Source organism: Paraburkholderia sacchari, assembly GCF_000785435.2.
GTDB classification, from domain to species: domain Bacteria; phylum Pseudomonadota; class Gammaproteobacteria; order Burkholderiales; family Burkholderiaceae; genus Paraburkholderia; species Paraburkholderia sacchari.
On the sequence record NZ_JTDB02000002.1, the window covers coordinates 1,067,698 to 1,090,292 of the forward strand.

A 22,595-nucleotide genomic window follows, 5' to 3' on the forward strand; every position below is an offset into this window, starting at 1 on the left:
ACATACGGGGACCGCTGCGCATCAGGGTGAACAGACCCTGGCAGCGGTCGTTTCTTTTGGAGAATTCGCCCATGAAGTTTCGTTTTCCCGTCGTCATCATTGACGAAGACTTTCGCTCCGAGAACATCTCGGGTTCCGGCATCCGGGCACTGGCCGAAGCCATCGAGAAAGAGGGCGCGGAAGTCCTCGGGCTGACGAGCTACGGCGACCTTACCTCGTTCGCGCAGCAATCGAGCCGCGCGGCGTGTTTTATCCTCTCGATCGACGACGACGAGTTGCTGCCCTACGTCGAAGGTTCTGATGGCGAAGCGCCCGGCCACGCGCCCGCGATCATCGCGCTGCGCGCGTTCGTGGAAGCGGTGCGCAAGCGCAACGCCGACATCCCCATCTTCCTGTACGGCGAGACGCGCACCTCGCGCCACCTGCCCAACGACATCCTGCGCGAGCTGCACGGCTTCATCCACATGTTCGAGGACACGCCGGAGTTCGTCGCGCGCCACGTGATTCGCGAAGCCAAGGTGTATCTCGACGCGCTGGCGCCGCCGTTCTTCAAGGAACTGGTGAAGTACGCCGATGAGGGTTCGTACTCGTGGCACTGCCCGGGTCACTCGGGCGGCGTGGCGTTCCTGAAGAACCCGCTCGGCCAGATGTTCCACCAGTTCTTCGGCGAAAACATGCTGCGCGCGGACGTTTGCAACGCGGTCGAGGAACTCGGCCAGCTGCTCGACCATACGGGCCCGGTCGCGGCCTCGGAGCGCAACGCGGCGCGCATCTTCAGCGCGGACCACGTGTTCTTCGTGACCAACGGCACGTCCACGTCGAACAAGATCGTCTGGCACGCAACCGTCGCGCCCGGCGACATCGTGCTGGTGGACCGCAACTGCCACAAGTCTATCCTCCACGCGATCACGATGACGGGCGCGATTCCCGTGTTTCTCACGCCCACGCGCAACAACTTCGGCATCATCGGGCCGATTCCGCGCGACGAATTCAAGCCGGAAAACATCCGCAAGAAGATCGAGGCGAATCCGTTCGCGCGTGAAGTGCTCGCGAAGAACCCGAACGTCAAGCCGCGCATCCTCACGATCACGCAAAGCACCTACGACGGCGTGATCTACAACGTCGAGATGATCAAGGACCTGCTCGGCGACATGCTCGACACGTTGCATTTCGACGAAGCCTGGCTGCCGCACGCCGAATTCCACGAGTTCTACCAGGACATGCACGCGATCGGCGCGGGCCGTCCGCGCACCAAGGCGCTCGTGTTCGCCACGCACTCCACGCACAAGCTGCTGGCTGGCATCTCGCAGGCTTCGCAGATCGTGGTACAGGACTCCGAAGACAGCGCGTTCGATCGCCACCGCTTTAACGAGGCGTACCTCATGCACACGTCCACGAGCCCGCAGTACGCGATCATCGCGTCGTGCGACGTGGCCGCCGCGATGATGGAAGCGCCGGGCGGCACCGCGCTCGTGGAGGAGTCGATTGCCGAGGCGCTCGACTTCCGCCGCGCCATGCGCAAGGTCGATGCCGAATACGGCGACGACTGGTTCTTCCAGGTCTGGGGTCCGGACGATCTGGCCGAGGAAGGCATCGGCTCGCGCGAAGACTGGATGCTGCGCCCGAACGATCGCTGGCACGGCTTCGGCAAGCTCGCCGAGGGCTTCAACATGCTCGACCCGATCAAGGCGACCATCGTCACGCCGGGTCTGGACGTGGACGGCGACTTCGGCGAAAACGGCATTCCCGCGGCCATCGTCACGAAGTACCTGGCCGAGCACGGCATCATCGTGGAGAAGACGGGTCTTTACTCGTTCTTCATCATGTTCACGATCGGCATCACCAAGGGCCGCTGGAACTCGATGGTCACGGAGCTCCAGCAGTTCAAGGACGATTACGACAACAACCAGCCGCTCTGGCGCGTGCTGCCCGAGTTCGTTGCGCAGCATCCGATGTACGAGCGCGTGGGCCTGCGCGACCTGTGCCAGCAGATCCACAGCGTCTACCGCGCCAACGACATCGCGCGCCTCACGACCGAGATGTACCTCTCGGACATGGAGCCCGCGATGAAGCCGTCCGACGCGTTCGCCAAGCTCGCGCACCGCGAGATCGACCGCGTAGCTATCGACGAACTCGAAGGCCGCGTCACGTCGATCCTGCTCACGCCGTATCCGCCGGGCATTCCGCTGCTGATTCCGGGCGAGCGTTTCAACAAGACGATCGTGAACTACCTGAAGTTCGCGCGCGAATTCAACGAGCGCTTCCCGGGCTTCCACACCGACATCCACGGACTCGTGGGCGAGACCATCAACGGCCGCATCGAGTACTTCGTGGATTGCGTGCGCGCTTGAGCGCAAGGAGAAGGTCGAGCGGCATGATGGTGCGTTCTTTCGTGACGTCGCTGGCAATGGCGGCTACGCTGGCGGCGGGTGTGGTGGCAGCGTTGGTGGCGGTCGTGCCGGCGGCGCATGCCGAAGTGGCGGCCGCCGACCCGATCGATGCGGGCATGCGCACCTGTCTCGCGCGCGCCGACCGTTCCTCCACGGCGGGCCAGATCCAGTGCATGGACGAAGCGCGCACCGCATGGCACAGCGCCGCCGACACGGCGCTCGCGCAACTGATCACGAAGTTGCCGCCCGCGCAGCAAAAGCGCTGGCGACTCAGCCAGACCAAATGGGCAGCGTGGCGTGACGCCGAGGACACGATGCTCGGCGCGGCCTTCGCGAGCACGAGCGGCACCACATATCAACTTTATGAAGCGGACATGCGCCTGCAGCCGGTGCGCGACCGCGCGCTCTCGCTGCGCGCTCAGGCCGTCGCGGCCTCGGGCGACGCGCCGGCACGCGCGCGCGCGTGTAGCGCGGATGCACGCTGCGAGCACGTCAGCTACGACCTGAATCGCTATTACCGCAAGCTGTATGCGCGCATGCCGGCGCATTCGCGGCCCGCGCTCGCGCGGGCGCAAAACGCGTGGCGCGCGTATCGCGACTCGACTACGCCGCTCGTCGACGAGCACGCGCGCCTCGATCTGCTCGGGGCGCGTCTCGCGACGCTCAAGCGTTTGTCGGAGACGGTGAATAACCGGTGACGATGGGCCGCACGTTTGTGCGGCAAACGGCTGTTGTGGTGCAATTGCGCCGACATCCTGATACATGCTAAGTGGTCCGTATCGTTAATCGTTTGACGGTCATTTATCTGATTTTTGTCAATCAGGCGCGTAACCTCCATTTCCACCATAAATATAGTTGTCTTTATTAAATGCCTGCCGCCCGGGAAGCGCTGCGCGTGCGGAGTATCTATCTGCCTGTCTGGCTGGCGGTCCATGCTGGCTTCCGTGACGGAATGGACGCGGCCTTCATCATGAGATCGCGCGGCCGGTACTCAGTTAGCCCATGTCAAATCTTCACGGACTAAAGCAAACCGACCATTTACCGATTCATTGGTTGGGTGTCAAATCGCGCCTCTGGACAACCACGAAGGTGCTTATGAACCGAAGAACTAACACAAAAATTCACGCCCGCCCTCGCTTTCGAAAAATTGATCTGCAATCCTTATTGTCAGGACGGTTATCAAGATATGCGGTCGTTTCGCTTTTTGCCGCGCTGTTGGCGGCTTGTGGCGGTGGCAGCAACGAGGACACGCAGGCGTCTGGCGGCAGCACACCGCCGAAGCCGGATTCGCTGGTGCAATACGAGTGGCACCTCAAGAATACCGGGCAATCGACGTTTTCGGATCGGGGCGGCGTACCCGGAATCGATCTGAATGTTGCCCCGGTTTTCGATCGGGGGGAAACCGGCGAAGGCGTGCGCGTCCTCGTGGTGGACGAGGGAGTGGACATCAGGCATCCCGATCTCAAGGATCGCATTGACTCCAGCATGCTGCATAGCTTCGATCCGACAGTGGCCGATGCCAACGATCCGACGCCGACTCAGGCACAGACACCGGCGCCGTCTACCAACCTGGCTCATGGAACGATGGTGGCCGGCATCATTGGCGCCTCTGGGATCGACGGCACGGGTGTGCGCGGCGTTGCCCCCGGTATCAAGCTGGGTGGCATCACCTACATGTGCGGAAAGGTGGGTCAAGCCGACCCCTGCTACGTGGATGCCAACTTTGCGAACTCATTTGGCGGGGCGCCTTACTCGCAGAATGCCGATGTCTTCAACGCGTCGTTTGGCTCGGACGGTCCTGCCGTGCAGGAATTTGATCCCAGCTCGAGCGCTTACGCCGTTGTGATGAAGCACCTCGAGACGCTCAGGAACGGCAAGGGTGCCCTGGTCGTCAAGGCCCCCGGAAATTCATACAGCTTTTTCTGGGAGGGCGTCGACTGTTCCCAAGCCATCGAGGCGGGCGTGACTTGCGGCAACGCAGCCCTGGACCCGGTCAATACCATGCCGCAGGTGGTGACGGTCGCGGCCGTCAACGCCGACGGCGTCAAGGCGAGTTATTCCACGGCGGGGTCGACTAATCTCGTTTCTGGGTTGGGCGGCGAATTCGGTTACAAGGTGGACGACGCGATTTCCGGCCCGGCCATCTTGACGACCGACCTGTCCGGTTGCAATCGCGGTGCGGTAAGGACCGGAGAGAAGTCGGAGAACCCGTTCAACGATCCTTCCACGGCGATCGCGCGCGAACTTAATCCCGATTGCAACTATTCGGCCACGATGAACGGCACCTCGGCGGCCACACCCACGGTAGCGGGCGTGATTGCGCTGATGCTGCATGCGAATCCGCAACTGACGTGGCGAGACGTGCGGACTATTCTCACGGCGACTGCGCGCCGGGTGGACGCCGCGCGAGTAGCAAAGACCGTCACGCTCCAGGGCGGGGACAAGTATGTGCCGGAGCCGGCCTGGACGCGCAACGGCGCGGGCCGCTGGTTCGACAACTGGTACGGATTCGGCCTCGTCGATGCAACGGCGGCGGTGTCGATGGCGAAGAGCTACTCGACGTATCTGACCGGACCGATGACAGTGGCCGGCGCAAGCGCATGGAGCGCCAATTGCTCGGTCGAGGGTGCGAGTCTGGACACTTGCGGCGACAGTATTGCGCTTGGTAAGGCAGACGGCTTGACGGTGGCAGTTCAGGTGGGCGGCAACGGGGTAAACACTATCGAGGCCGTGCAGCTGACCGTCAACCTGGTCGGTGTCAGCATGCGCGACATAGCGGTCGAGTTGATCTCTCCCGCAGGAACGCGCAGCGTGCTGTTCAACGCGTTTAACGGCGTCAAGCCGGGCGTGGCGAACGTGTGGAATCTGACGCTGAGCTCGAACGCGTTCAACGGCGAATCGGCTCACGGTGTATGGAAGCTCAGATTCGTCGACACTGCACAACGGGCGAACGCGTTACCCGGATACTTTCAAAGTGTGAAGCTTGACGTCATGGGCCACTGATATGCGCAGGAGATGCAATATGTTGTCGTTTCAGATCGTATGCGCGGCTGTGGCCGCAATCGCCGTCACGGCGTCGGCCGGTGCGGCGGAGTCTTTGGTGCAAGGGAGCACGGCGCCCGCTGACGTCGTTCAGCAGCTCAAGGGTGTGAAGCCGGTCACGGTGGGCGCGGTGTCCGTGCGCCCGGTGAGTCAAGGGAGCGGTTCCGCGCAGTCCACTGGCAGCGCGGCAGCATCGGGCAACATGAAAGCCCAAGCCCAGTCCATGCCAACGGGTGGCGAGACCACCACGGTCGTGAGAGCGAGCGATAACCTGGTGGGCGTCAGCGCGAACGACCTTGTCGTGGTCTATCGGGACACGGCGGCGGTCAGTCAGGCGCTCAGCGGCAAGCCGGTCACCGTCAAGGCATGGCCGAGCATGGGTCTCGTCATTGTTCACGCGAGTACCTTTGACCAGTTGGCGCCACTGCAGGCAGCGTTGAGCGAGAAGTTCCCGACCGCGAAATTCGATTTGCCGGTCAAGTACTTTAATCCCACGCTGAAGTAGAGGAGGTACGCGAGAGGGGGGCGGCGCGATCCGTTTTGGTGGATCGGCGGGATTGCGCGTCAGCCCCCCCCGGGGTGTCCGGTTGAAACGTTCGTATTGGCGTGGCCATACACGGCATGCGCTCGCCGTCCATTGTTTCGCCCATTTCCGCCGACCGACGTGTGCCCGCACGCCGGGTCGTGCAAACTAAGACCGACAAATTATCCAGGCACCTGTAAAGCAATTCAGTCGAAGATGAACTGCTCCGGCGCGCGCGCCGCAAGCGTGGTGGGATCGCCCAGCAGGTCGTGCAGCGCGAGCTCGATGCTCTCCGACATCGCATTGAGTGCGAGGTCGTTTTCGTCAATGCCGAAGGGGTCTTCGAGCTGCGCGGCGATCGCTTCGTGCGCCATGAACGCGTAGGCCACGAACACCGCGAAGATCGGCGTGAGCGCGCCGATGCTGTCGACGAGCCCGAAGGGCAGCAGCGCGCAGAAAAAATACACCGTGCGGTGAATCATCACCGTATAAGCGAACGGCAACGGCGTGGAGACGACGCGTTCGCAGCCGCCGATCACCTCGGATAGCCCATTGAGATTGTGCTCGAAGGCGAGCATGGCGTAGCCGTCGACGCGGCCTGCGCGCGCTTCGTCGCGCAGCCATTCGGAGGCGCATTGCACGAGCGTCATGGGACGGTAGCGCGAGGCCAGCACGCGTTGCACCACGTCATGCGGCAGGCGCGCTTCGAGGTCCGCGCGCGGGTCGGTGCGGCGCAACTGGTGGCGAAGCGCGTGCGGCAGCGCGCAAAGCAGCATGGCGAACGGGCGCACGTGCCCGCGAGGGTCATCGCTTTGCACGAGCGTGAGCGACTCGCGCACGAGCGAGCGCGTCTGGTTGAGCATTTGCCCCCACAGCTTGCGGCCTTCCCAATAGCGGTCGTAGCTCGCGCTGTTGCGAAAGCCGAGGAACACCGCGAGCGCGATGCCGATCAGCGAGAACGGCACGGTGCTCAGGTGCACCGTGAACTTGAGGATGTGATCGTTGGCGGCGACGGCCGCGATCGAGATCGCCAGCACGAGCATGAGGCGCGGCAGAAGCTGCGGCAGCACCGAGCCGCGCCAGGCGAGCAGCATGCGGAACCAGTGAAGGTGAGGGCGGACGATCATCGGAGCCGGGGGAGTGGAGTTGGGCTGGCGCCTGGCGAATTGGGCGGCCGGGCTTTTGCGCCATGATAGGCGAAGCAGCGCGAACCTCGGGCGCACACTTCGGGCATTGTGCAGTGAGCACAGTGCGCAGGGGCTCGCCAATGCAAAGCGGGCGCGAGACGATATTCGTCGCGCGCCCGCTTTGTCGTGACCTCATGGACGCATCATCCGAGCAGGGTGATGCGCCGCAGCGCCCTCACTTGAGCGCTGCGCGTGCCGCCGCAATGGCCGCGCGCACCTGCTCCGGCGCGGTGCCGCCCGGATGGTTGCGCGCCGAGACCGAGCCTTCGAGCGTGAGCACCGCGAACACGTCATCGGCCAGCAGATGCGCAACGGCCGGCAGTTCGCGGCGCATTTCGTCGAGCGTGAGGTCCGCGAGATCGCAGTTGCGGTCCACGCAGATGCGCACCGCATGCGCCACGGCTTCGTGCGCGTCGCGGAACGGCAGGCCCTTCTTCACGAGGTAGTCGGCGAGGTCGGTGGCCGTCGAGAAACCTTGCAGCGCCGCCGCGCGCATCGCCTGCTCCTTCACCGAGATGCCCGCAACCATTTCCGCGAAGATGCGCAGTGTGTCCGCAACCGTGTCCACGGTGTCGAACAGCGGCTCCTTGTCTTCCTGGTTGTCCTTGTTGTACGCGAGCGGCTGGCCCTTCATCAGCGTGAGCAGCGCCATCAGATGGCCGTTCACGCGGCCGGTCTTGCCGCGCGCGAGTTCGGGCACGTCCGGGTTCTTCTTCTGCGGCATGATCGACGAGCCCGTGCAGAAGCGGTCTGCGAGATCGATGAAGCCCACGCGCGGGCTCATCCACAGCACCAGTTCTTCCGAGAAGCGCGACACGTGCGTCATCACCAGTGCGGCGGCGGCCGTGAATTCGATTGCGAAGTCGCGATCGGAGACGGCGTCGAGCGAGTTCGCGCAGATGCTGTCGAAGCCCAGCGTCTTCGCCACCGCGAAGCGGTCGATCGGATAGCTCGTGCCCGCGAGCGCCGCCGCGCCCAGCGGCAGGCGGTTCACGCGTTTGCGGCAGTCGGCCATGCGCTCGGCGTCGCGCGTGAACATCTCCACGTAGGCGAGCAGGTGATGGCCGAACGTGACCGGTTGCGCCACTTGCAGGTGCGTGAAGCCGGGCATGATCGTGCCCGCGTGTTGCTCGGCCAGGTCGAGCAGCGCGCCGCGCAGGTCGCCGAGCAGGCCGCCGATGCGGTCGATTTCGCCGCGCAGCCACAGGCGGATGTCGGTCGCAACCTGGTCGTTGCGCGAGCGGCCCGTGTGCAGGCGCTTGCCCGCGTCGCCGATCAGGGCGGTCAGGCGCGCCTCGATGTTCAAGTGCACGTCTTCGAGATCGAGCAGCCATTCGAATTCGCCGCGTTCGATCTCGCCCTTGATTTGCGCCATGCCGCCCTGGATGGCGGCCAGGTCGTCGGCGGAGATGATCTTCTGCGCAGCCAGCATCGACGCGTGCGCGAGCGAGCCCTCGATATCGACGAGCGCGAGGCGCTTGTCGAAGAAGACCGACGACGTATAGCGTTTGACCAGCTCCGACATGGGCTCGGAGAAGCGAGCCGACCAGGCTTCGCCTTTTTTGTGCAGTTGGGACGTCATGGTGATGGGCGTGAACGAGCGTGATTAAGCGGGCCGCGTGCTCAGGTCGCGTGCTCAAGCAGGAAGCTCAGCAGCGCATTCTGATGCCAGATGCGGCGCACGGCGGGAAAGACGACGATTTTACCATTGGCGCAGTGGGCTGCCGCTGCGTAGGCCGCCCGGCGCGGCGGCTGCGCGCCAGGCACCGGGCGCGGCGGCGTTCAGAGCCGTACCAGCACCACCAGCTTCAGGTCTTCGCGATGCGCGGGCTTGAGCGTGATCTGGTCATAGGCGATGCGGCCGTGGCGCGGATGATTGAACTCGCGCCGGCCGCCTTCGCGCTCGAACACGTCCTGCGAGGCCCAGAAGCGAGCGAACTCGTCGCTCGCGGCCAGCAGCGAATCGATCAGCGCGCGCGTGGGGGCGTCGTTCAGATGGCGGATCGAGTCGGCGCGGAACTCGGCGGCGAGGCGCCGCGCGCGCGTTTCCCAATCGACGATCAACTCGCGCCCGAGCGGCTGCGTGAAGGTGAAGCGCAGCAGGTTGCGGTCGTGTCCGGCGTCGAGCCAGCCCGTGAACAGGTCCGCCGCGTGGGCGTTCCATGCGAGCGCGGTCCACTGACGGTCGAGCACGTAGGCGGGCGCGTCCACCAGCTGCACGGTTTGCAGGAGCGTGGCGGGCGCATCGGCGGCGCTGGCCGAATCGGGTTCGCTCGGATCGCGCTGGGCGGCCAGTTCGAACAGATAGGCGCGCTCGGCTCGCGAGAGGCGCAGCGCGACGGCGATGCGCGCGAGCGCGTCCGCCGAAGCCGAGACGGGCCGGCCCTGCTCGATCCACGTGTACCAGGTGGGGCTCACGGCGCACAGCTGCGCGACTTCCTCGCGGCGCAGACCCGGCGTGCGGCGGCGCGGGCCGGGCGGCAAGCCGACTTCCTGCGGCGAGAGCCGCTCGCGGTGGGCGCGGATGAATTCGCCCAGCGCACGGGCGGGCGTCGCATCGAGCGTTTTGGAGGCGCCGGGTTCGGCGGCCGGCGTGCCGGCGGCGGGGGTGTCGGGGCTCATGAGGCGTGGGGCAGGTGCTCGCGATACCAGAATAATCGCTTAACTTGTACTGGTACAAAACGGCCTCTATTGTAACGGCTGATGCGGCGCCGGACTCGGTGCCGCGCAGGCCGTTCACCTAAAGGAGCAAGCGATGAAGCATCACGATCAGGTCGCCGACGCATTCGGCTCGACCGCCGCCGCCTACCTCACGAGCCAGGTTCACGCGAGCGGCGCGGATCTGGACAATCTCGCCGCCACCTTCGCGGCGACTTGCGGCAACGCCGTGGTGCTGGATATGGGCTGCGGCGCGGGGCATGCGAGCTTCGCGGTGGCGCCGCACGTGCGCGAAGTCGTGGCCTACGACATTGCCGCGCCGATGCTCGCCACGGTCGAGGCCGCCGCGAAAGAGCGCGGCCTCGCGACCATCCGCACGCAGCAGGGTGCCGCCGAGGCGCTGCCGTTCGCCGATGCGACCTTCAACTGGGCGATCAGCCGCATGAGCGCGCACCACTGGCGCGACGTGCCGCGCGCGCTCGCCGAGGTGCATCGCGTGCTCAAGCCCGGTGGGCGCCTGAAATTCATCGACATCGCCGGTATCGACGACCCGCTTTACGACACGCATATCCAGGCGATCGAGTTGTTGCGCGATGCGTCGCATATTCGTGACTACCGCGCCGATGAGTGGATCGCGATGCTCGATCGCGCGGGGTTCGACGCGAAGGTGACCGAGCGCTGGCGCATCGCGCTCGACTTCGACACGTGGGTGGCGCGCATGCGCACGCCGCCCGAGCGCGTGAGCGCGATCCGCTCGATGTGGGAGCGCGCGCCCGATGAAGTGCGGCAGTATTTCGATGTCCAAACTGATTGCTCGTTCAGACTCGATGCGTTGATGATAGAGGCGACGCGGCGGGGGTGATCCATTTCATCCGACGCGCACGCCGTACTTGATTCGTCGTCGCCGAGCGTCGGTTGTCCGCCGATGAAAAAAAACGGCGTCGCGCCCGCAAGGGGCACGACGCCGTTTTCCATCAATCAAACGCGCGAACGCAGTGCTTAGCCCGTATTACGCAACCCCGCCGCAATCCCGTTGATCGTCAGATGAATACCGCGCCGCACGCGCGGGCTCGGGTCGCCGGCGCGATAGCGCTTGATCAGCTCGACCTGCAAGTGATTGAGCGGGTCGAGATACGGGAAGCGGTTCTTGATCGAACGTGCAAGCAGCGGGTTATCCGCGAGACGGCCGCCCGCGCCCGTGATCTCGTTGAGCACGCGCGTCGTGCGTTCCCACTCGGCTACGATGCGGTCGAACACGAGCTTGCGCAGCTTCTTGTCGGTAACGAGTTGCGCATACCGCGACGCCACCGCGAGATCGGTCTTCGCAAGCGTCATGTCCATGTTCGAAAGCAGGTTCGAGAAGAACGGCCAGGTCTTGTACATCTTCTTGAAGAGCGCGAGACGGCGCGTGCGCTCCGCATCGTTGTCCGCTTCGTCGAGATACGCGGCCACCGCGCTGCCAAAGCCGTACCAGCCCGTGAGCAACAGGCGGCACTGGCCCCACGAGAAGCCCCACGGAATCGCGCGCAAATCGTCGATCTTGCGGTTCTTCGGGTCTTGCAGCTTGCGCGAGGCGGGCCGGCTGCCGATATTGAGTTCGGCGATTTCGGTGATCGGCGTCGAGGCGAAGAAGTAATCGGTGAAGCCGGGCGTCTCGTACACGAGCGAACGGTACGCCGCCATCGCTGCATCGGAGAGCTTCTGCATGGTCTCTTCGAACACGGGCAACTGGTCCGGCGCGTTGCCCGCGGACTTGCCCATCGGCAGCAGCGTGGCTTCGAGCGTGGCGGCGATCACCGTTTCCAGGTTGCGGCGGCCGATCTCCGGATTGCCGAACTTCGAAGCGATGACTTCGCCCTGCTCGGTCAGGCGGATCTGGCCTTCGACCGTGCCCGGCGGCTGCGAGAGGATGGCGTTGTAGGTCGGGCCGCCTCCGCGGCCCACCGTGCCCCCGCGGCCATGGAACAGACGCAGCGTGATGCCGCGCTCGCGATAGAGCGCGACGAGCGCGAGTTCGGCGCGGTAGAGCTCCCAGTTCGAGGTGAGGAAGCCGCCGTCCTTGTTGCTGTCGGAGTAGCCGAGCATGATTTCCTGCTCGTTGCCCTGGTGCTCGACGATGCTGTCGATGCCAGGCAGCGCAAGCAGGTCGCGCATGATGCGCGTGGCGTTGCGCAAGTCGGGGATCGTCTCGAACAGCGGGATCACCATCAGCGCGGCGCGCGCGGCGTCGTCGGCATGGCCGAGACGCCCGCTCATGAGGCCGGTTTCCTTTTGCAGCAGCATCACTTCGAGCAGGTCGGAAACCGTTTCGGTGTGCGAGATGATGTAGTTGCGCACTGCGCGCGCGCCGAACTTCTCGCGCGTCACGCGCGCCATCTCCAGCACGCCAAGCTCGCTTTTCACGAGGTCCGAGTAGTCGAGCCAGGGCGAGCGCAGCGGGCGGGCGTCGGCGAGCTGCGCCAGCAGGACGATCTGCTTGTCCTCTTCGGAGAGCGACGCGTAATCGGCTTGCACGCCCGCGCGCGCGAGCAGTTCGGCGATCACGGCTTCGTGGATGTCCGAGCTCTGGCGCAGGTCGATGCTCGCAAGATGGAAGCCGAACACGTCGACGGCGCGCATCAGCGGTGCAAGACGCGTGGTCGCGAGCGACGCGCCGTGATGCTCGGCGAGCGAATCCATCAGGATATGCAGGTCGCGCGAGAACTCGGCGGCATCGGCGTAGGGCTGCGCGCGCACGGGCTGGGCGTTGCGGCCCGCGCTGCGCACGGCGACCACGCCTTCACCGAGGCGCACGCGCGCGCTGGCCACAAGCCGCGTATAGACGCCGATCAGCGCGCGGCGGTACGGCTCGTCCACGCGGTGCGGCGACTGGTCGGGCGAAGCCGCGGCGAGCGCCTTGAGCGCGTCGCTCGCGCCCGCGAGCAGGTTCGATACCGATAGCTCCGCGCCGAGTTTGTGCACTTCTTCGAGGTAGTGCTGCAGAATCACCTGCGCCTGGCGCTCGCTCGCTTCTTCGAGCGTGGCGGCGGTGACGTTCGGGTTGCCGTCGCGGTCGCCGCCGATCCAGCTGCCCATCTGGAAGAACGCGGGCAGGCGTGCATCGACCCCGTGCTCTTTCAGCGAGGTTTCGATCTCGCCGTACAGCGCCGGAATCTCGGTGAGGAAAGTCGTGTGGTAGTACGAAAGCGCGTTTTCGATTTCGTCGCCCACGGTCAGGCGCGAGTCGCGCAGCATGCGCGTTTGCCAGAGCGAAGTCACGCGCGCACGCAGCAGCGTCTCATTCTGCTCGCGCTCGCGAGGCGTGAGCGGCTGGTCGCGTTCGGCGAGCAGGCGCGCCACGTCGTGCTGGGAGTCGAGCGTGCTCTTGCGCTGCACTTCGGTGGGGTGCGCGGTGAGCACGGGCACGATCAGCGCGTCATTGAAGAACTGCTGGAGCACCGGCGTCGCGGCTGCGCCTGCCTGCGCGAGACGTTCGAGCGAGTGCGCGATGGTGCCCGCCTGCGGCGCCGAGCCCGCGAGATCGTGGATGCGGCGGCGGCGGTTGCGATGGCGGTCCTCGGCGATGTTCGCGAGATGCGAGAAATAGCTGAACGCGCGCACGACGCTCACGGTCTGCTCGGGCGAGAGCGCGCGCAGTTGCTTTTCCAGCGCGAGCGCGGCGGTGTTGTCGTCCTCACGGCGAAAGCGCACGGCCGTCTGGCGAATCGTCTCCACCACGTCGAACACGGCGTCGCCTTCCTGTTCGCGCAGCACTTCGCCGAGCAGGCGGCCGAGGTAGCGGATGTCCTCGAACAGCGGCTGGTCCTTGTCGTCGCGCGCACGGGCGTTGCGCGCGGCGGTCGCGGGCTTTGCGGCCGATTTTGCTGCCGGCTTCGCGGCGGGCCTGGCCGCTTGGGTGACTTTCGGGGCCTTGGTGGTTGGGGTGGCCTTCGTGGTCTTCGTCGCGCCTGCCGCTTTCGTGGTCTTTGCCGCCTTCGTCGATCGAGTCGATTGGATCGACTGGGTCGGGGCTTTCACGGTGGTCGTCGATTTGGCCTTTTTGGCCGTCGACGGGGCGGCCGTTTCGGCCGCCGTGGAGGAGGCGGGTTGCGATGCGTTGTTGCGGCGCTCTGCGCGCGCCGATCCGGAAGACTTCACGATGTTTTCCTCAGGACTAGCCAGGAGATGGACAAGTTGATCTGGAACTGCCAACTGCATGGCCGCGGCGCGGGCCGCGGTCAGGGGTACTCAGGGGTATAACCGGTGCAACCTGGAATGAATGCGCCATCTTGCGCGTGCTGCACGCGCATCGCGCATATTATGAGACAGCGTGCGGACAGTTCGGACAGGGCCGGTGTTGCCGGGGAGGGCACCAAAAGGCTTCATGAACCCCGTCGGCTTGCAGGCGGCAGGCCGAAAAAGGGGCGCGTGCTAACATTGCCGGTTATCCGCTTCTGTTTTTCGAACCCGTCATTCGATGTGCTTGCCATGAATTCCGAGATGTTATCCGCGCCCACGCCCGGCACCCTTGTGATCGCTTCGCGGGAGAGCCGCCTGGCGATGTGGCAGGCCGAGCATGTGCAAGCTGCGCTGCACAAATTATATCCATCCTGCGACGTGAAAATTGTCGGAATGACGACACGCGGCGATCAAATTCTCGACCGCACGCTCTCGAAAGTCGGCGGCAAGGGTTTGTTCGTCAAGGAGCTGGAGCAGGCGCTGGCCGAAGGGCGCGCCGATCTGGCCGTGCATTCGCTCAAGGACGTGCCCATGGAACTGCCCGAGGGCTTCGCGCTCACGGCGATCATGGAGCGCGAGGACCCGCGCGACGCGTTCGTGTCCAACGATTACGACTCGCTTGCAGCGCTGCCGCCGGGCAGCGTCGTGGGCACCTCCAGCCTGCGCCGCGAGTCGATGATCCGCGCGCGCTATCCGCATCTCGACGTGAAGCCGCTGCGCGGCAACCTCGACACGCGCCTTGCCAAGCTCGACCGCGGCGACTACTCGGCCATCATTCTCGCGGCGGCGGGGTTGAAGCGCCTGGGCCTTGGCGCGCGCATCCGCGCGCTGCTGGAGCCGGCGGACAGCCTTCCGGCGGCGGGGCAGGGCGCGCTCGGCATCGAGATCCGCGCCGATCGCGCCGATCTGGCCGCATGGCTCGCGCCGCTGCACGACGATGCCACCGCGAAGGCCGTGGAGGCTGAGCGCATGGTGTCGCGCGCGCTCGGCGGCAGCTGCTCGGTGCCGCTGGCCGCGTACGCGCAGTGGCGCGACGGCCGGCTCGCGCTGCGCGGCACGATCGCCACGCCCGACGCGAGCCGCGTGCTCGCCGCCGAGGGCGACACGGCGCCGGCCACGGTTGAAGACGCCGTCGCGCTGGGCCGCCGGGTCGCGGACGAACTGATCGCCCAGGGCGCGCTAGAGATCGTGCGCGCGCTGTCCGAGGCCAGCGCCGACGACGCACGCGCGCCGAACGCGCCGCCGGCTGGCAAGCCGGACGAGACGGGCGCGCGATGACGGCCCCGTGGCAGCCGCGTCGCGGCGGCGTGAGCGCCCCCGCGCAGCCCGACGAGTGGGGCGGCCCTGCCGACCCCGGCACGGGCGCGGTCGGTGCTGCTTCCGGCCGCGCTTCTAGTGACGCCTCCGGGCCGTTCACCGTCGTCATTACCCGACCGGCCGGCCAGTCGCGCTCGCTCGCCGCGCAACTCGAATCGCGCGGGCTGCGCACGCTTGAATTCCCGCTCATCGCCATCGAAGCCGTGCGCGACGACGCGCCCTTGCGCGAAGCGCTAGGCGCGCTCGACCGCTACGCGCTGGTGGTGTTCATTTCGCCCAACGCCGTTGACCGCGCGTTTAGCTACTACAGCGCGATTTCGTCGATCTGGCCGCATGCGCTGCCCGTTGCCGTGGTGGGGCCGGCCAGCGTGGCCGCGCTCGCGCGCCACGGCGTCGCCGCGCCCGAGCATCGCGTGATCAGCCCGGAGCGTCCCGCCGACGAGGAATCCGCGCGCTTCGACTCCGAATCGCTCTACGCCGCGCTCGAAAAAACGCTCGGCGAGAACGCCTTCGCGGACAAGCGCGTGCTGATCGTGCGCGGCGACGGCGGCCGCGAATGGCTCGCCGAGCGCCTGCGCGAGGCGGGCGCCGAAGTCGAGGCCGTCGCAGCGTATCGCCGCGCCATGCCCGAGCCGCCCATCGGCGTCTGGGAGACGGTGCACGCGCTGCTCGGCGGCTTGCCGCACGCGTGGCTCGTGACCAGTTCCGAAGGCGTGCGCAATCTCGACGAACTCGCGCGCGAGCATCTCACCGCGGGCGAGCTCGTGGAGTTGCGCCATGCGCTGCTGGTCGCGCCCCATGCGCGGATCGGCGAGACAGCGCGCGGTTTGGGTTTTGATAGGATTACGGTGTCCGGCGCGGGCGACGAGCGCATCGTCGAAACGCTGCTGGGCCTTGCGGCATCCTCGGTTTCTTCCGTAGCGCATTCAGCTGCGCCTCATGGGGCACAGGCAGCTCAACCGGTTCAGAACACCCCGGCGTCGCCGCCGGCACAACCACGCATGACTGATTCGAACGATTCCAGCCAGGTTTCCAGACGGGGCGCGGCATCCCAGGGCAGCAGCGCCAGCCAGGGCAATTCGCCCCCCGCCGCGAGTGCGCGCCCGGCATCCGCCTCCCCTTCTTCTTCATCTGCGCAGTACACGCAGCCCACGCGGCGCGGCGGTGCGGGCGTGGCCGTTCTCTGGCTCGTCGTGGTGCTGGTTGCCGCGGGCGCGGGGGCGGGCGGCTATGCGCTCAACCGCAAGCTCGACCGCTTGGATGCGGCTCTCGTGCAGCGCCAGCAGGCCGCCGAGCAGCAGAGCGCCGCGCTGCGCGCGCGCACCGATCAGGCCGTCGCGAACGCCCAGCAGGTCGACAAGCAGATAGCGCTGCTCGAAGCCAAGATCGCCGACGCGCAGAACTCGCAGCAGGCGCTCGCGCAGCAATACGCCGATCTCGCGCGCAACCGCGACGACTGGACGCTCGCCGAAGTCGGCCAGATGCTCTCGAGCGCGAGCGAGCAGCTTCAGCTCACCGGCAACACGCGGCTCGCGCTGTTCGCGCTGCAAAGCGCCGATACGCGTCTCGCCGCCTCGGACAGCCCGCAGGCGCTCGCCGTGCGCAAGGCCATCGCGCAGGACGTCGACAAGCTCAAGGCCGCGCCGTCCACCGACCTCGCGGGCCTCGCGATCAAGCTCGACACCGCGCTGGACGCGGTCGACTCGCTGCCGCTTGCCGGCGAAGCGCTGGTCGCGCACACCAAGCCCGTAGCCGCCCCGCCAATCGACGCCGCGAAAGTGGCCGCCGCCACCGGCGAGCCGCGCTGGCGCGCTTGGCTCGACACCTTCGTCTCGGGCATTGGCAAGCAGATCGCGAGCCTCGTGCAGGTGCGCCGCATCGACAACGCCGACGCCATGCTCGCCTCGCCCGACCAGGGCTACTTCGTGCGCGAGAACCTGAAGCTGCGCCTGCTTTCGGCGCGCCTTTCGCTGCTCTCGCGCAACGGGCCCACGCTCAAGTCGGACCTCGCCGCCGCCGACACGGCGCTCGCGCGCTACTTCGACAGCGCGTCGAAGGAAACACAGAACGTGCGCGACCTGCTCAAGCAGGTGGACGCAGGCTCGGGCGCGGTCGCGCTGCCCACGCTCGATACGAGCCTGAAGGCACTCCAGCAATACCGGAGCCGGGGGTAATACATGGCGATCCGTGGACTTATCTGGCTGGCGATCCTCTTCGCGGTTGCCGTGGCGCTCGCCACCGTGGGCCGCTTCGACGCGGGGCAGGTGCTGTTCGTCTATCCGCCGTATCGCGTGGACGTCTCGCTCAATCTCTTCGTGGTGGGCATCGTCGTCGCGTTCCTGCTGCTCTACGCGCTCTTGCGCTTCGCGCGCAACATCGTGACGATGCCGCGCCGCGTCGCCGCCTACCGCGCGCGCATGCGCACGGAAAAGGCGAACTCGGCGCTGCGCGAGGCCGTGGGCAATCTCTACGCGGGCCGCTTCTCGCGCGCCGAAAAGGCCGCGCGCGATTCGCTCGTCGACGAGAAGAACAAGGGTGCCGCGGGCCTGATCGCCGCGAGCGCCGCGCATCGTCTGCACGAGTACGCGCGCCGCGACGACTGGCTCACGCAGGTGGACGACCCCGATCTCCAGGAAGCGCGTCTCATGGCCACCGCCGACATGCGCGCCGATGGCCGCGACGCCGACGGCGCGCTTGCCGCGCTCACCGAAATGCGCTCGCAGGGCGGCCGCCGCATTCACGCACAGCAGATCGCGCTGCGCGCACAGCAGCAGCTCAAGAACTGGAGCGAAGTGCTCAAGCTCGTGAAGACGCTGGAAAAGCGCGAGGCGCTGCATCCGGCCGTGGCGGTGCGCCTGCGACAGCTCGCGGCGGAGAACCTGTTGCGCGATCGCCGGCATAACGCGGACGCGTTGCTCGAACTCTGGCACGCGCTCACGCCGGTCGAGCGTCATTCGCCGCGTCTGGCCGACTGCGCCGCCGAACTGCTGATCGCGCTCGACCGGCCGAACGAGGCGCGCAAGATCGTCGAGGAAGCGTTGGGGCAGAGCTGGGATGCGCGCCTCTTGCGCCGTTATCCCGACACCGCGGGCAACGACGCGCTGCCGCTAATCCAGAAGGCCGAGGCGTGGCGCAAGGAGCGCCCCGAGGACGGCGACCTCTTGTTCGCGCTGGGCCGCCTGTGCCTGAGGCAGCAGCTTTGGGGCAAGGCGCAGTCGTTCCTGGAAGCGGCGCTCAAGTCCGCCGACGCGAGCGATAACGAGCCGCTCAAGATCCGCTCGCATCGCGCGCTCGCACGCCTGCACGAGCAGCTCGGCGACGCCGGAAAAGCTGCCACGCATTATCGCGAGAGCGCGCTGGCGATGAACGTCGTGTAACGCGGGCTTCGACGCGTGCTTTGCATGCATCAACGCAAAACGGCCGCTCATCGAGCGGCCGTTTGTTTTTGAGCGCCGGGAATCTTCAGCGTGAACAGACCTTAGCGGTTCACCAGCTTCGCGGGCGCGCACAGCGCGAGCAGGCCGCCGAGGATCATGAACGCGGCGAGCATATACATGCCCGAATCGTTCGCCGACGTGACCTGCTTGAGCCAGCCCACCGCATAGGGGCTGAGGAACCCCGCGAGATTGCCGATCGAGTTGATGAGCGCGATGCCCGCCGCCGCGCCGGCCCCCGCGAGCCATGCCGTGGGCAGGCTCCAGAACAGCGGCAGCGTGGTGAGAATGCCGATGGTGGCGATCGTGAGCGCCGTCATCGCGAGCGTAGTGTCGTGCGCCCACGTGACCGAGAGTACGAGTCCGATCGCGCCGATCGCGGCCGGAATCGCGATATGCCAGCGGCGCTCGCGCATGCGGTCGGCGCTCTTCGCGGCGAGCACCATGCCGACCACCGCCGCCGCGAACGGAATCGCCGAAAGCAGGCCGATCATGAGCGCGTCCTTTACGCCCGTCGCCTTGATGATGGTGGGCAGCCAGAAGCTCACGCCGTAGAGGCCCATTACGAACGAGAAGTAGGTGAGGCCCATCACGAGCACGCGCGCGCTCATGAGCACCTTGGCGAGCGGGAGGTCTTCTTTGGTGGCGTCCTCAGCGGCGATGTTGCGTTCGAGCAGCGCGCGCTCCTCGGTGGTGAGCCACTTCGCCTCGCTGATGCGGTCGTCGAGCACGAAGAACACCAGCACACCGACGATCACCGAAGGCAGCCCTTCGAGCAGGAACAGCCACTGCCAGCCCTGCCAGCCGTTCACGCCATTAAACGACTTGAGGATCCAGCCCGAGACCGGCCCGCCGATCACGCCCGAAAGCGCGACGGCCGTCATGAACCAGCTGGTCATGCGGCCGCGCCGGTGCGCCGGATACCAGTACGTGAGATAGAGGATGATGCCCGGGAAGAAGCCGGCCTCGCACACGCCGAGCAAAAAGCGCATCACGTAGAACATGGTGGGCGTGGTCACGAACATCGTGAAGATGGAGACGAGGCCCCATGTAACCATGATGCGCGCGATCCACACCCGGGCGCCCACACGGTGCAAGATTACGTTGCTTGGTACTTCGAACAAAAAATAGCCGATGAAGAAAATGCCGGCGCCGAAGCCGTAGACCGCATCGGAGAGATTGAGCGCGGTGCTCATTTGCAGCTTGGCGAAGCCCACGTTGACGCGGTCCAGATACGCGACCACGTAGCAGAGCATCAGCAGCGGGATGAGGCGCCACGCGACCTTGCGGTAGGTGGCTTCTTCGAAGGCGGAGGGCGGAGCGCCCGCGCCTGCTTGCGGCAGGTGATTCGCTGGACTGGCCATAATGTCTCCATAAACGGGATCGTCGTGCTGGTTGCCTGGAGTACGCGCTGGAACGTGCTGGAGCGTGTTATACGCAGCGCCCGCCGTCCACTTCGATACAGGTGCCGGTGATGAAGGCGGCTTCGTCGGAGGCGAGATAGAGGCACGCGTTGGCCACGTCCTGCGGCGTGGAAAAGCGCCCGAGCGGGATGCCCGCGATAAAGCGCTGGCGGTTCTCGGGCGTGTCGGGCACGCCCATGAATTCGGCGGTGAGGCCCGTGTCGCCGATCACCGGATTCACGCAGTTCACGCGGATCCGGTCGGGGCCGAGTTCGGCGGCGAGCGCCTTGCTGGCGACGATCATCGCGCCCTTGCTGCCGTTGTACCAGACGAGCCCCGGGCGCGGCCGGATGCCCGCTGTGGAGGCGATGTTGACGAACGCGCCGCCGCCATGCTCGCGAAAGTGCGGCACGAACGCCCGCACGCTCCAGTAGAGGCCTTTCACGTTGACGGCAAAGACGCGGTCGAATTCCGCTTCGCTCACTTCGAGCACGGGCTTGTTGCGATGCGTCGTGCCCGCGTTATTGACGACGATCTGCACGCTGCCGAAGTCCTCGACGGCGGCTTCGCGCAGCGCGTGCCAGTCGGCCTCGCGCGTGATGTCGCCGGTCACCGCGATGGCCTTGCCGCCCGCGAGCGCGATCTCGCTCGCCACGCGCTGCGCGGCGGCGCCGTTCAGGTCGTTGACGACGACGTTCGCGCCTTCGCGCGCGTAAGTCTTCGCGATGCCTTCGCCGAAGCCTGAACCGGCGCCCGTCACGACAGCAGTCTTGCCCTGGAGTCGCATGATGTCTCCGTGTGTTGATGTATTTTTATAAGCGTTCCTGAATATGCGTGGAGGTGCGCGCACGATGATGCCGCGCTAGCCGTGCCGCAGCGCAATCGTTTTCAGAACCGTGAAGCCGTACAGCGCCTCGAAGCCCTTTTCACGCCCATAGCCCGAGAGGCGGGTGCCGCCGAACGGCAATTCGACGCCGCCGCCCGCGCCATAGTTGTTCACGAACACCTGGCCCGCGCGTACGCGCCGCGCCATGCGCATCTGGCGCGCGCCGTCGCGCGTCCATACGCCGGCCACGAGCCCGTAGGGCGTGCCGTTGGCGAGCGCGACCGCCTCGTTTTCGTCGTCGAAGGGCATGGCCGCGAGCACCGGGCCGAACACTTCCTCTTGGGCGAGACGGCTTTGCGGCGGCACGTCGCGCAGCAGCGCCGGCGCTTCGTAGAAGCCGCCCGCGGGCGCCTCGGCTTCGAGTTTGCCCCGCGCGGCGGTCGCGATGCCGTCGCGCTGGGCTTCGTCGAGAAACTCGCGCACGCGCCGCCGCTGCTTCTCGCTGATGAGCGGCCCGCAGTCGAGATCGGCGCTCGCGGGCCCGACGCGCAGCGCACCGAACGCCGCCGCGAGCCGTTCGAGCAGCGGCTCATAGGCGGCTCGCTCGATCAGCACGCGGCTGCCCGCCGAGCACGTCTGTCCCGCGTTCTGCACGATGGCGGCGACGAGCACGGGCAGCGCGGCGTCCAAATCGGCATCGGCGAAAACGATTTGCGGCGACTTTCCGCCGAGTTCCAGCGTGACCGGCACGTGATTGCCGGCCGCCGTCTGGGCGACGAGCTTGCCCGTTTGCGGCGAGCCAGTGAACGAGATGTGGTCGATGCCAGGGTGCGCGCAGAGCGCCGCGCCCGCCTCGTGCCCGAGGCCCGTGACGATGTTCAGCGAGCCGGCGGGCAGACCCGCTTCGTGCGCGAGCGCCGCCACTTCGAGCAGCGAGACACAGGCGTCCTCGGCGGGCTTCACGACGCAGGCGTTGCCGGCCGCGAGCGCCGCGCCCACGCTGCGCCCGAAAATCTGCATCGGGTAGTTCCACGGCACGATGTGGCCCGTCACCCCATGCGGCTCGCGCACCGTGAGCACCGTATAGCCGGCCTGGTAGGGCAGCGTCTCGCCGTGCAGCTTGTCGGCGGCGCCCGCGTAGAACTCGAAGTAGCGCGCGAGCGCGGCGGCGTCGGCGCGCGCCTGCTTGAGCGGCTTGCCGGTGTCGCGCGCTTCGAGTTGCGCCAGGGTTTCCTGATGCTGGGCCACCCGCGCCGAGAGCTTGAACAGCAAGCGTCCGCGCTCCGCCGCGCTCAGTGCGCCCCAGGCGCCTTCGTACGCGGCGCGCGCAGCGGATACGGCTGCATCGATATCGGCGGCGTTGCCGCGCGCGAGTTGCGCAAACGGCTGGCCAGTGGAGGGGTCGATGGCGGCGAGGGTCTCGCCGCTGGCGGGCGAGCGCCACGCGCCGCCGATGAAGTGCTTCGCTTCTTCCATGCATGCGCCTCGTAAATGGGGGATGAAACGAGGGAAGGGGAATGCAAAACGAGCAACGCCAAAGGGTAAAGACAAAAGGGCAAAGCCTCCGGCGCGACCATTATCACGCCAATTCAGCAGG

15 protein-coding genes are annotated in these 22,595 nt (G+C 66.4%); 8 read left to right on the forward strand and 7 right to left on the reverse strand.

Features of this window, described 5'->3' with window-relative positions; all coding sequences use genetic code 11:
• The first annotated feature begins 71 nt into the window (after nucleotides 1-71).
• From NH14_RS11500 to NH14_RS11515, 4 genes are all read left to right on the forward strand, one after another.
• Nucleotides 72-2,351, forward strand: a complete 2,280-nt coding sequence (locus NH14_RS11500) for an arginine/lysine/ornithine decarboxylase (protein WP_035527387.1) — start codon at nucleotides 72-74, stop codon at nucleotides 2,349-2,351.
• A 23-nt stretch (nucleotides 2,352-2,374) separates the two neighbouring features.
• On the forward strand, nucleotides 2,375-3,088 hold the full coding sequence (locus NH14_RS11505; protein WP_052148083.1) for a lysozyme inhibitor LprI family protein: 714 nt from the start codon (nucleotides 2,375-2,377) through the stop codon (nucleotides 3,086-3,088).
• A 397-nt stretch (nucleotides 3,089-3,485) separates the two neighbouring features.
• Nucleotides 3,486-5,393, forward strand: coding sequence for a S8 family serine peptidase (locus NH14_RS11510; RefSeq protein WP_161790846.1), 1,908 nt, complete (start codon nucleotides 3,486-3,488; stop codon nucleotides 5,391-5,393).
• Between the two features lie 19 nt (nucleotides 5,394-5,412).
• Complete coding sequence (locus NH14_RS11515) at nucleotides 5,413-5,937, forward strand: hypothetical protein (RefSeq protein WP_035527385.1); 525 nt, start codon at nucleotides 5,413-5,415, stop codon at nucleotides 5,935-5,937.
• 224 nt (nucleotides 5,938-6,161) lie between these two features.
• Here NH14_RS11515 and NH14_RS11520 read toward each other — a convergent pair whose 3' ends face one another.
• The 3 genes from NH14_RS11520 to NH14_RS11530 form a co-directional block, all read right to left on the reverse strand.
• The gene (locus NH14_RS11520) at nucleotides 6,162-7,082 is read right to left on the reverse strand and encodes a bestrophin family protein (protein WP_035527383.1); all 921 of its coding nucleotides are present in this window, start codon (nucleotides 7,080-7,082) and stop codon (nucleotides 6,162-6,164) included.
• A 235-nt stretch (nucleotides 7,083-7,317) separates the two neighbouring features.
• On the reverse strand, nucleotides 7,318-8,724 hold the full coding sequence (gene argH, locus NH14_RS11525; protein WP_035527381.1) for an argininosuccinate lyase: 1,407 nt from the start codon (nucleotides 8,722-8,724) through the stop codon (nucleotides 7,318-7,320).
• 200 nt (nucleotides 8,725-8,924) lie between these two features.
• Nucleotides 8,925-9,764, reverse strand: a complete 840-nt coding sequence (locus NH14_RS11530; RefSeq protein ID WP_035527380.1) for a helix-turn-helix transcriptional regulator — start codon at nucleotides 9,762-9,764, stop codon at nucleotides 8,925-8,927.
• 133 nt (nucleotides 9,765-9,897) lie between these two features.
• Between NH14_RS11530 and NH14_RS11535 the strand changes: the two genes are divergently transcribed.
• Nucleotides 9,898-10,662, forward strand: coding sequence for a class I SAM-dependent methyltransferase (locus NH14_RS11535; protein ID WP_035527379.1), 765 nt, complete (start codon nucleotides 9,898-9,900; stop codon nucleotides 10,660-10,662).
• A gap of 137 nt (nucleotides 10,663-10,799) precedes the next feature.
• Here the strand turns inward: NH14_RS11535 and ppc are convergent, their stop codons facing one another.
• Nucleotides 10,800-13,937 (reverse strand): phosphoenolpyruvate carboxylase, encoded by a 3,138-nt coding sequence (gene ppc, locus NH14_RS11540; protein WP_035527378.1) that lies wholly within the window; start codon nucleotides 13,935-13,937, stop codon nucleotides 10,800-10,802.
• Nucleotides 13,938-14,267: 330 nt separating this feature from the next.
• On the opposite strand from ppc, the gene hemC reads away from it, so the two are divergent.
• Genes hemC through NH14_RS11555 form a run of 3 tightly spaced genes read left to right on the forward strand, consistent with a single transcriptional unit; the run spans nucleotide 14,268 to nucleotide 18,712 of the window.
• Nucleotides 14,268-15,296, forward strand: a complete 1,029-nt coding sequence (gene hemC / locus NH14_RS11545) for a hydroxymethylbilane synthase (RefSeq protein WP_035527377.1) — start codon at nucleotides 14,268-14,270, stop codon at nucleotides 15,294-15,296.
• Nucleotides 15,293-17,509, forward strand: coding sequence for a fused uroporphyrinogen-III synthase HemD/membrane protein HemX (hemDX, locus tag NH14_RS11550; protein ID WP_084225475.1), 2,217 nt, complete (start codon nucleotides 15,293-15,295; stop codon nucleotides 17,507-17,509). Before hemC ends, hemDX begins: the two co-directional genes overlap by 4 nt.
• A gap of 3 nt (nucleotides 17,510-17,512) precedes the next feature.
• Entirely contained in the window at nucleotides 17,513-18,712 is a 1,200-nt protein-coding gene (locus NH14_RS11555; protein WP_035527376.1) for a heme biosynthesis protein HemY, read from the forward strand.
• A gap of 101 nt (nucleotides 18,713-18,813) precedes the next feature.
• On the opposite strand, the gene NH14_RS11560 is transcribed toward NH14_RS11555, so the two are convergent.
• From NH14_RS11560 to NH14_RS11570, 3 genes are all read right to left on the reverse strand, one after another.
• Nucleotides 18,814-20,133, reverse strand: coding sequence for an MFS transporter (locus tag NH14_RS11560; protein ID WP_035527373.1), 1,320 nt, complete (start codon nucleotides 20,131-20,133; stop codon nucleotides 18,814-18,816).
• A 67-nt stretch (nucleotides 20,134-20,200) separates the two neighbouring features.
• Nucleotides 20,201-20,959, reverse strand: coding sequence for an SDR family oxidoreductase (locus NH14_RS11565; RefSeq protein WP_035527369.1), 759 nt, complete (start codon nucleotides 20,957-20,959; stop codon nucleotides 20,201-20,203).
• 75 nt (nucleotides 20,960-21,034) lie between these two features.
• The gene (locus tag NH14_RS11570) at nucleotides 21,035-22,474 is read right to left on the reverse strand and encodes an aldehyde dehydrogenase family protein (RefSeq protein ID WP_035527366.1); all 1,440 of its coding nucleotides are present in this window, start codon (nucleotides 22,472-22,474) and stop codon (nucleotides 21,035-21,037) included.
• Nucleotides 22,475-22,595: the final 121 nt, after the last annotated feature.

Coding starts and splice junctions, on each gene's coding strand:
- NH14_RS11520 (WP_035527383.1), bottom strand. CDS start 7,082: ATGATCGTCCGCCCTCACCTTCACTGGTTCCGCATGCTGCTCGCCTGG.
- NH14_RS11510 (WP_161790846.1), top strand. CDS start 3,486: ATGAACCGAAGAACTAACACAAAAATTCACGCCCGCCCTCGCTTTCGA.
- NH14_RS11570 (WP_035527366.1), bottom strand. CDS start 22,474: ATGGAAGAAGCGAAGCACTTCATCGGCGGCGCGTGGCGCTCGCCCGCC.
- NH14_RS11515 (WP_035527385.1), top strand. CDS start 5,413: ATGTTGTCGTTTCAGATCGTATGCGCGGCTGTGGCCGCAATCGCCGTC.
- NH14_RS11565 (WP_035527369.1), bottom strand. CDS start 20,959: ATGCGACTCCAGGGCAAGACTGCTGTCGTGACGGGCGCCGGTTCAGGC.
- hemDX (WP_084225475.1), top strand. CDS start 15,293: ATGACGGCCCCGTGGCAGCCGCGTCGCGGCGGCGTGAGCGCCCCCGCG.
- NH14_RS11555 (WP_035527376.1), top strand. CDS start 17,513: ATGGCGATCCGTGGACTTATCTGGCTGGCGATCCTCTTCGCGGTTGCC.
- NH14_RS11500 (WP_035527387.1), top strand. CDS start 72: ATGAAGTTTCGTTTTCCCGTCGTCATCATTGACGAAGACTTTCGCTCC.
- NH14_RS11530 (WP_035527380.1), bottom strand. CDS start 9,764: ATGAGCCCCGACACCCCCGCCGCCGGCACGCCGGCCGCCGAACCCGGC.
- NH14_RS11505 (WP_052148083.1), top strand. CDS start 2,375: ATGATGGTGCGTTCTTTCGTGACGTCGCTGGCAATGGCGGCTACGCTG.
- NH14_RS11535 (WP_035527379.1), top strand. CDS start 9,898: ATGAAGCATCACGATCAGGTCGCCGACGCATTCGGCTCGACCGCCGCC.
- argH (WP_035527381.1), bottom strand. CDS start 8,724: ATGACGTCCCAACTGCACAAAAAAGGCGAAGCCTGGTCGGCTCGCTTC.
- hemC (WP_035527377.1), top strand. CDS start 14,268: ATGAATTCCGAGATGTTATCCGCGCCCACGCCCGGCACCCTTGTGATC.
- NH14_RS11560 (WP_035527373.1), bottom strand. CDS start 20,133: ATGGCCAGTCCAGCGAATCACCTGCCGCAAGCAGGCGCGGGCGCTCCG.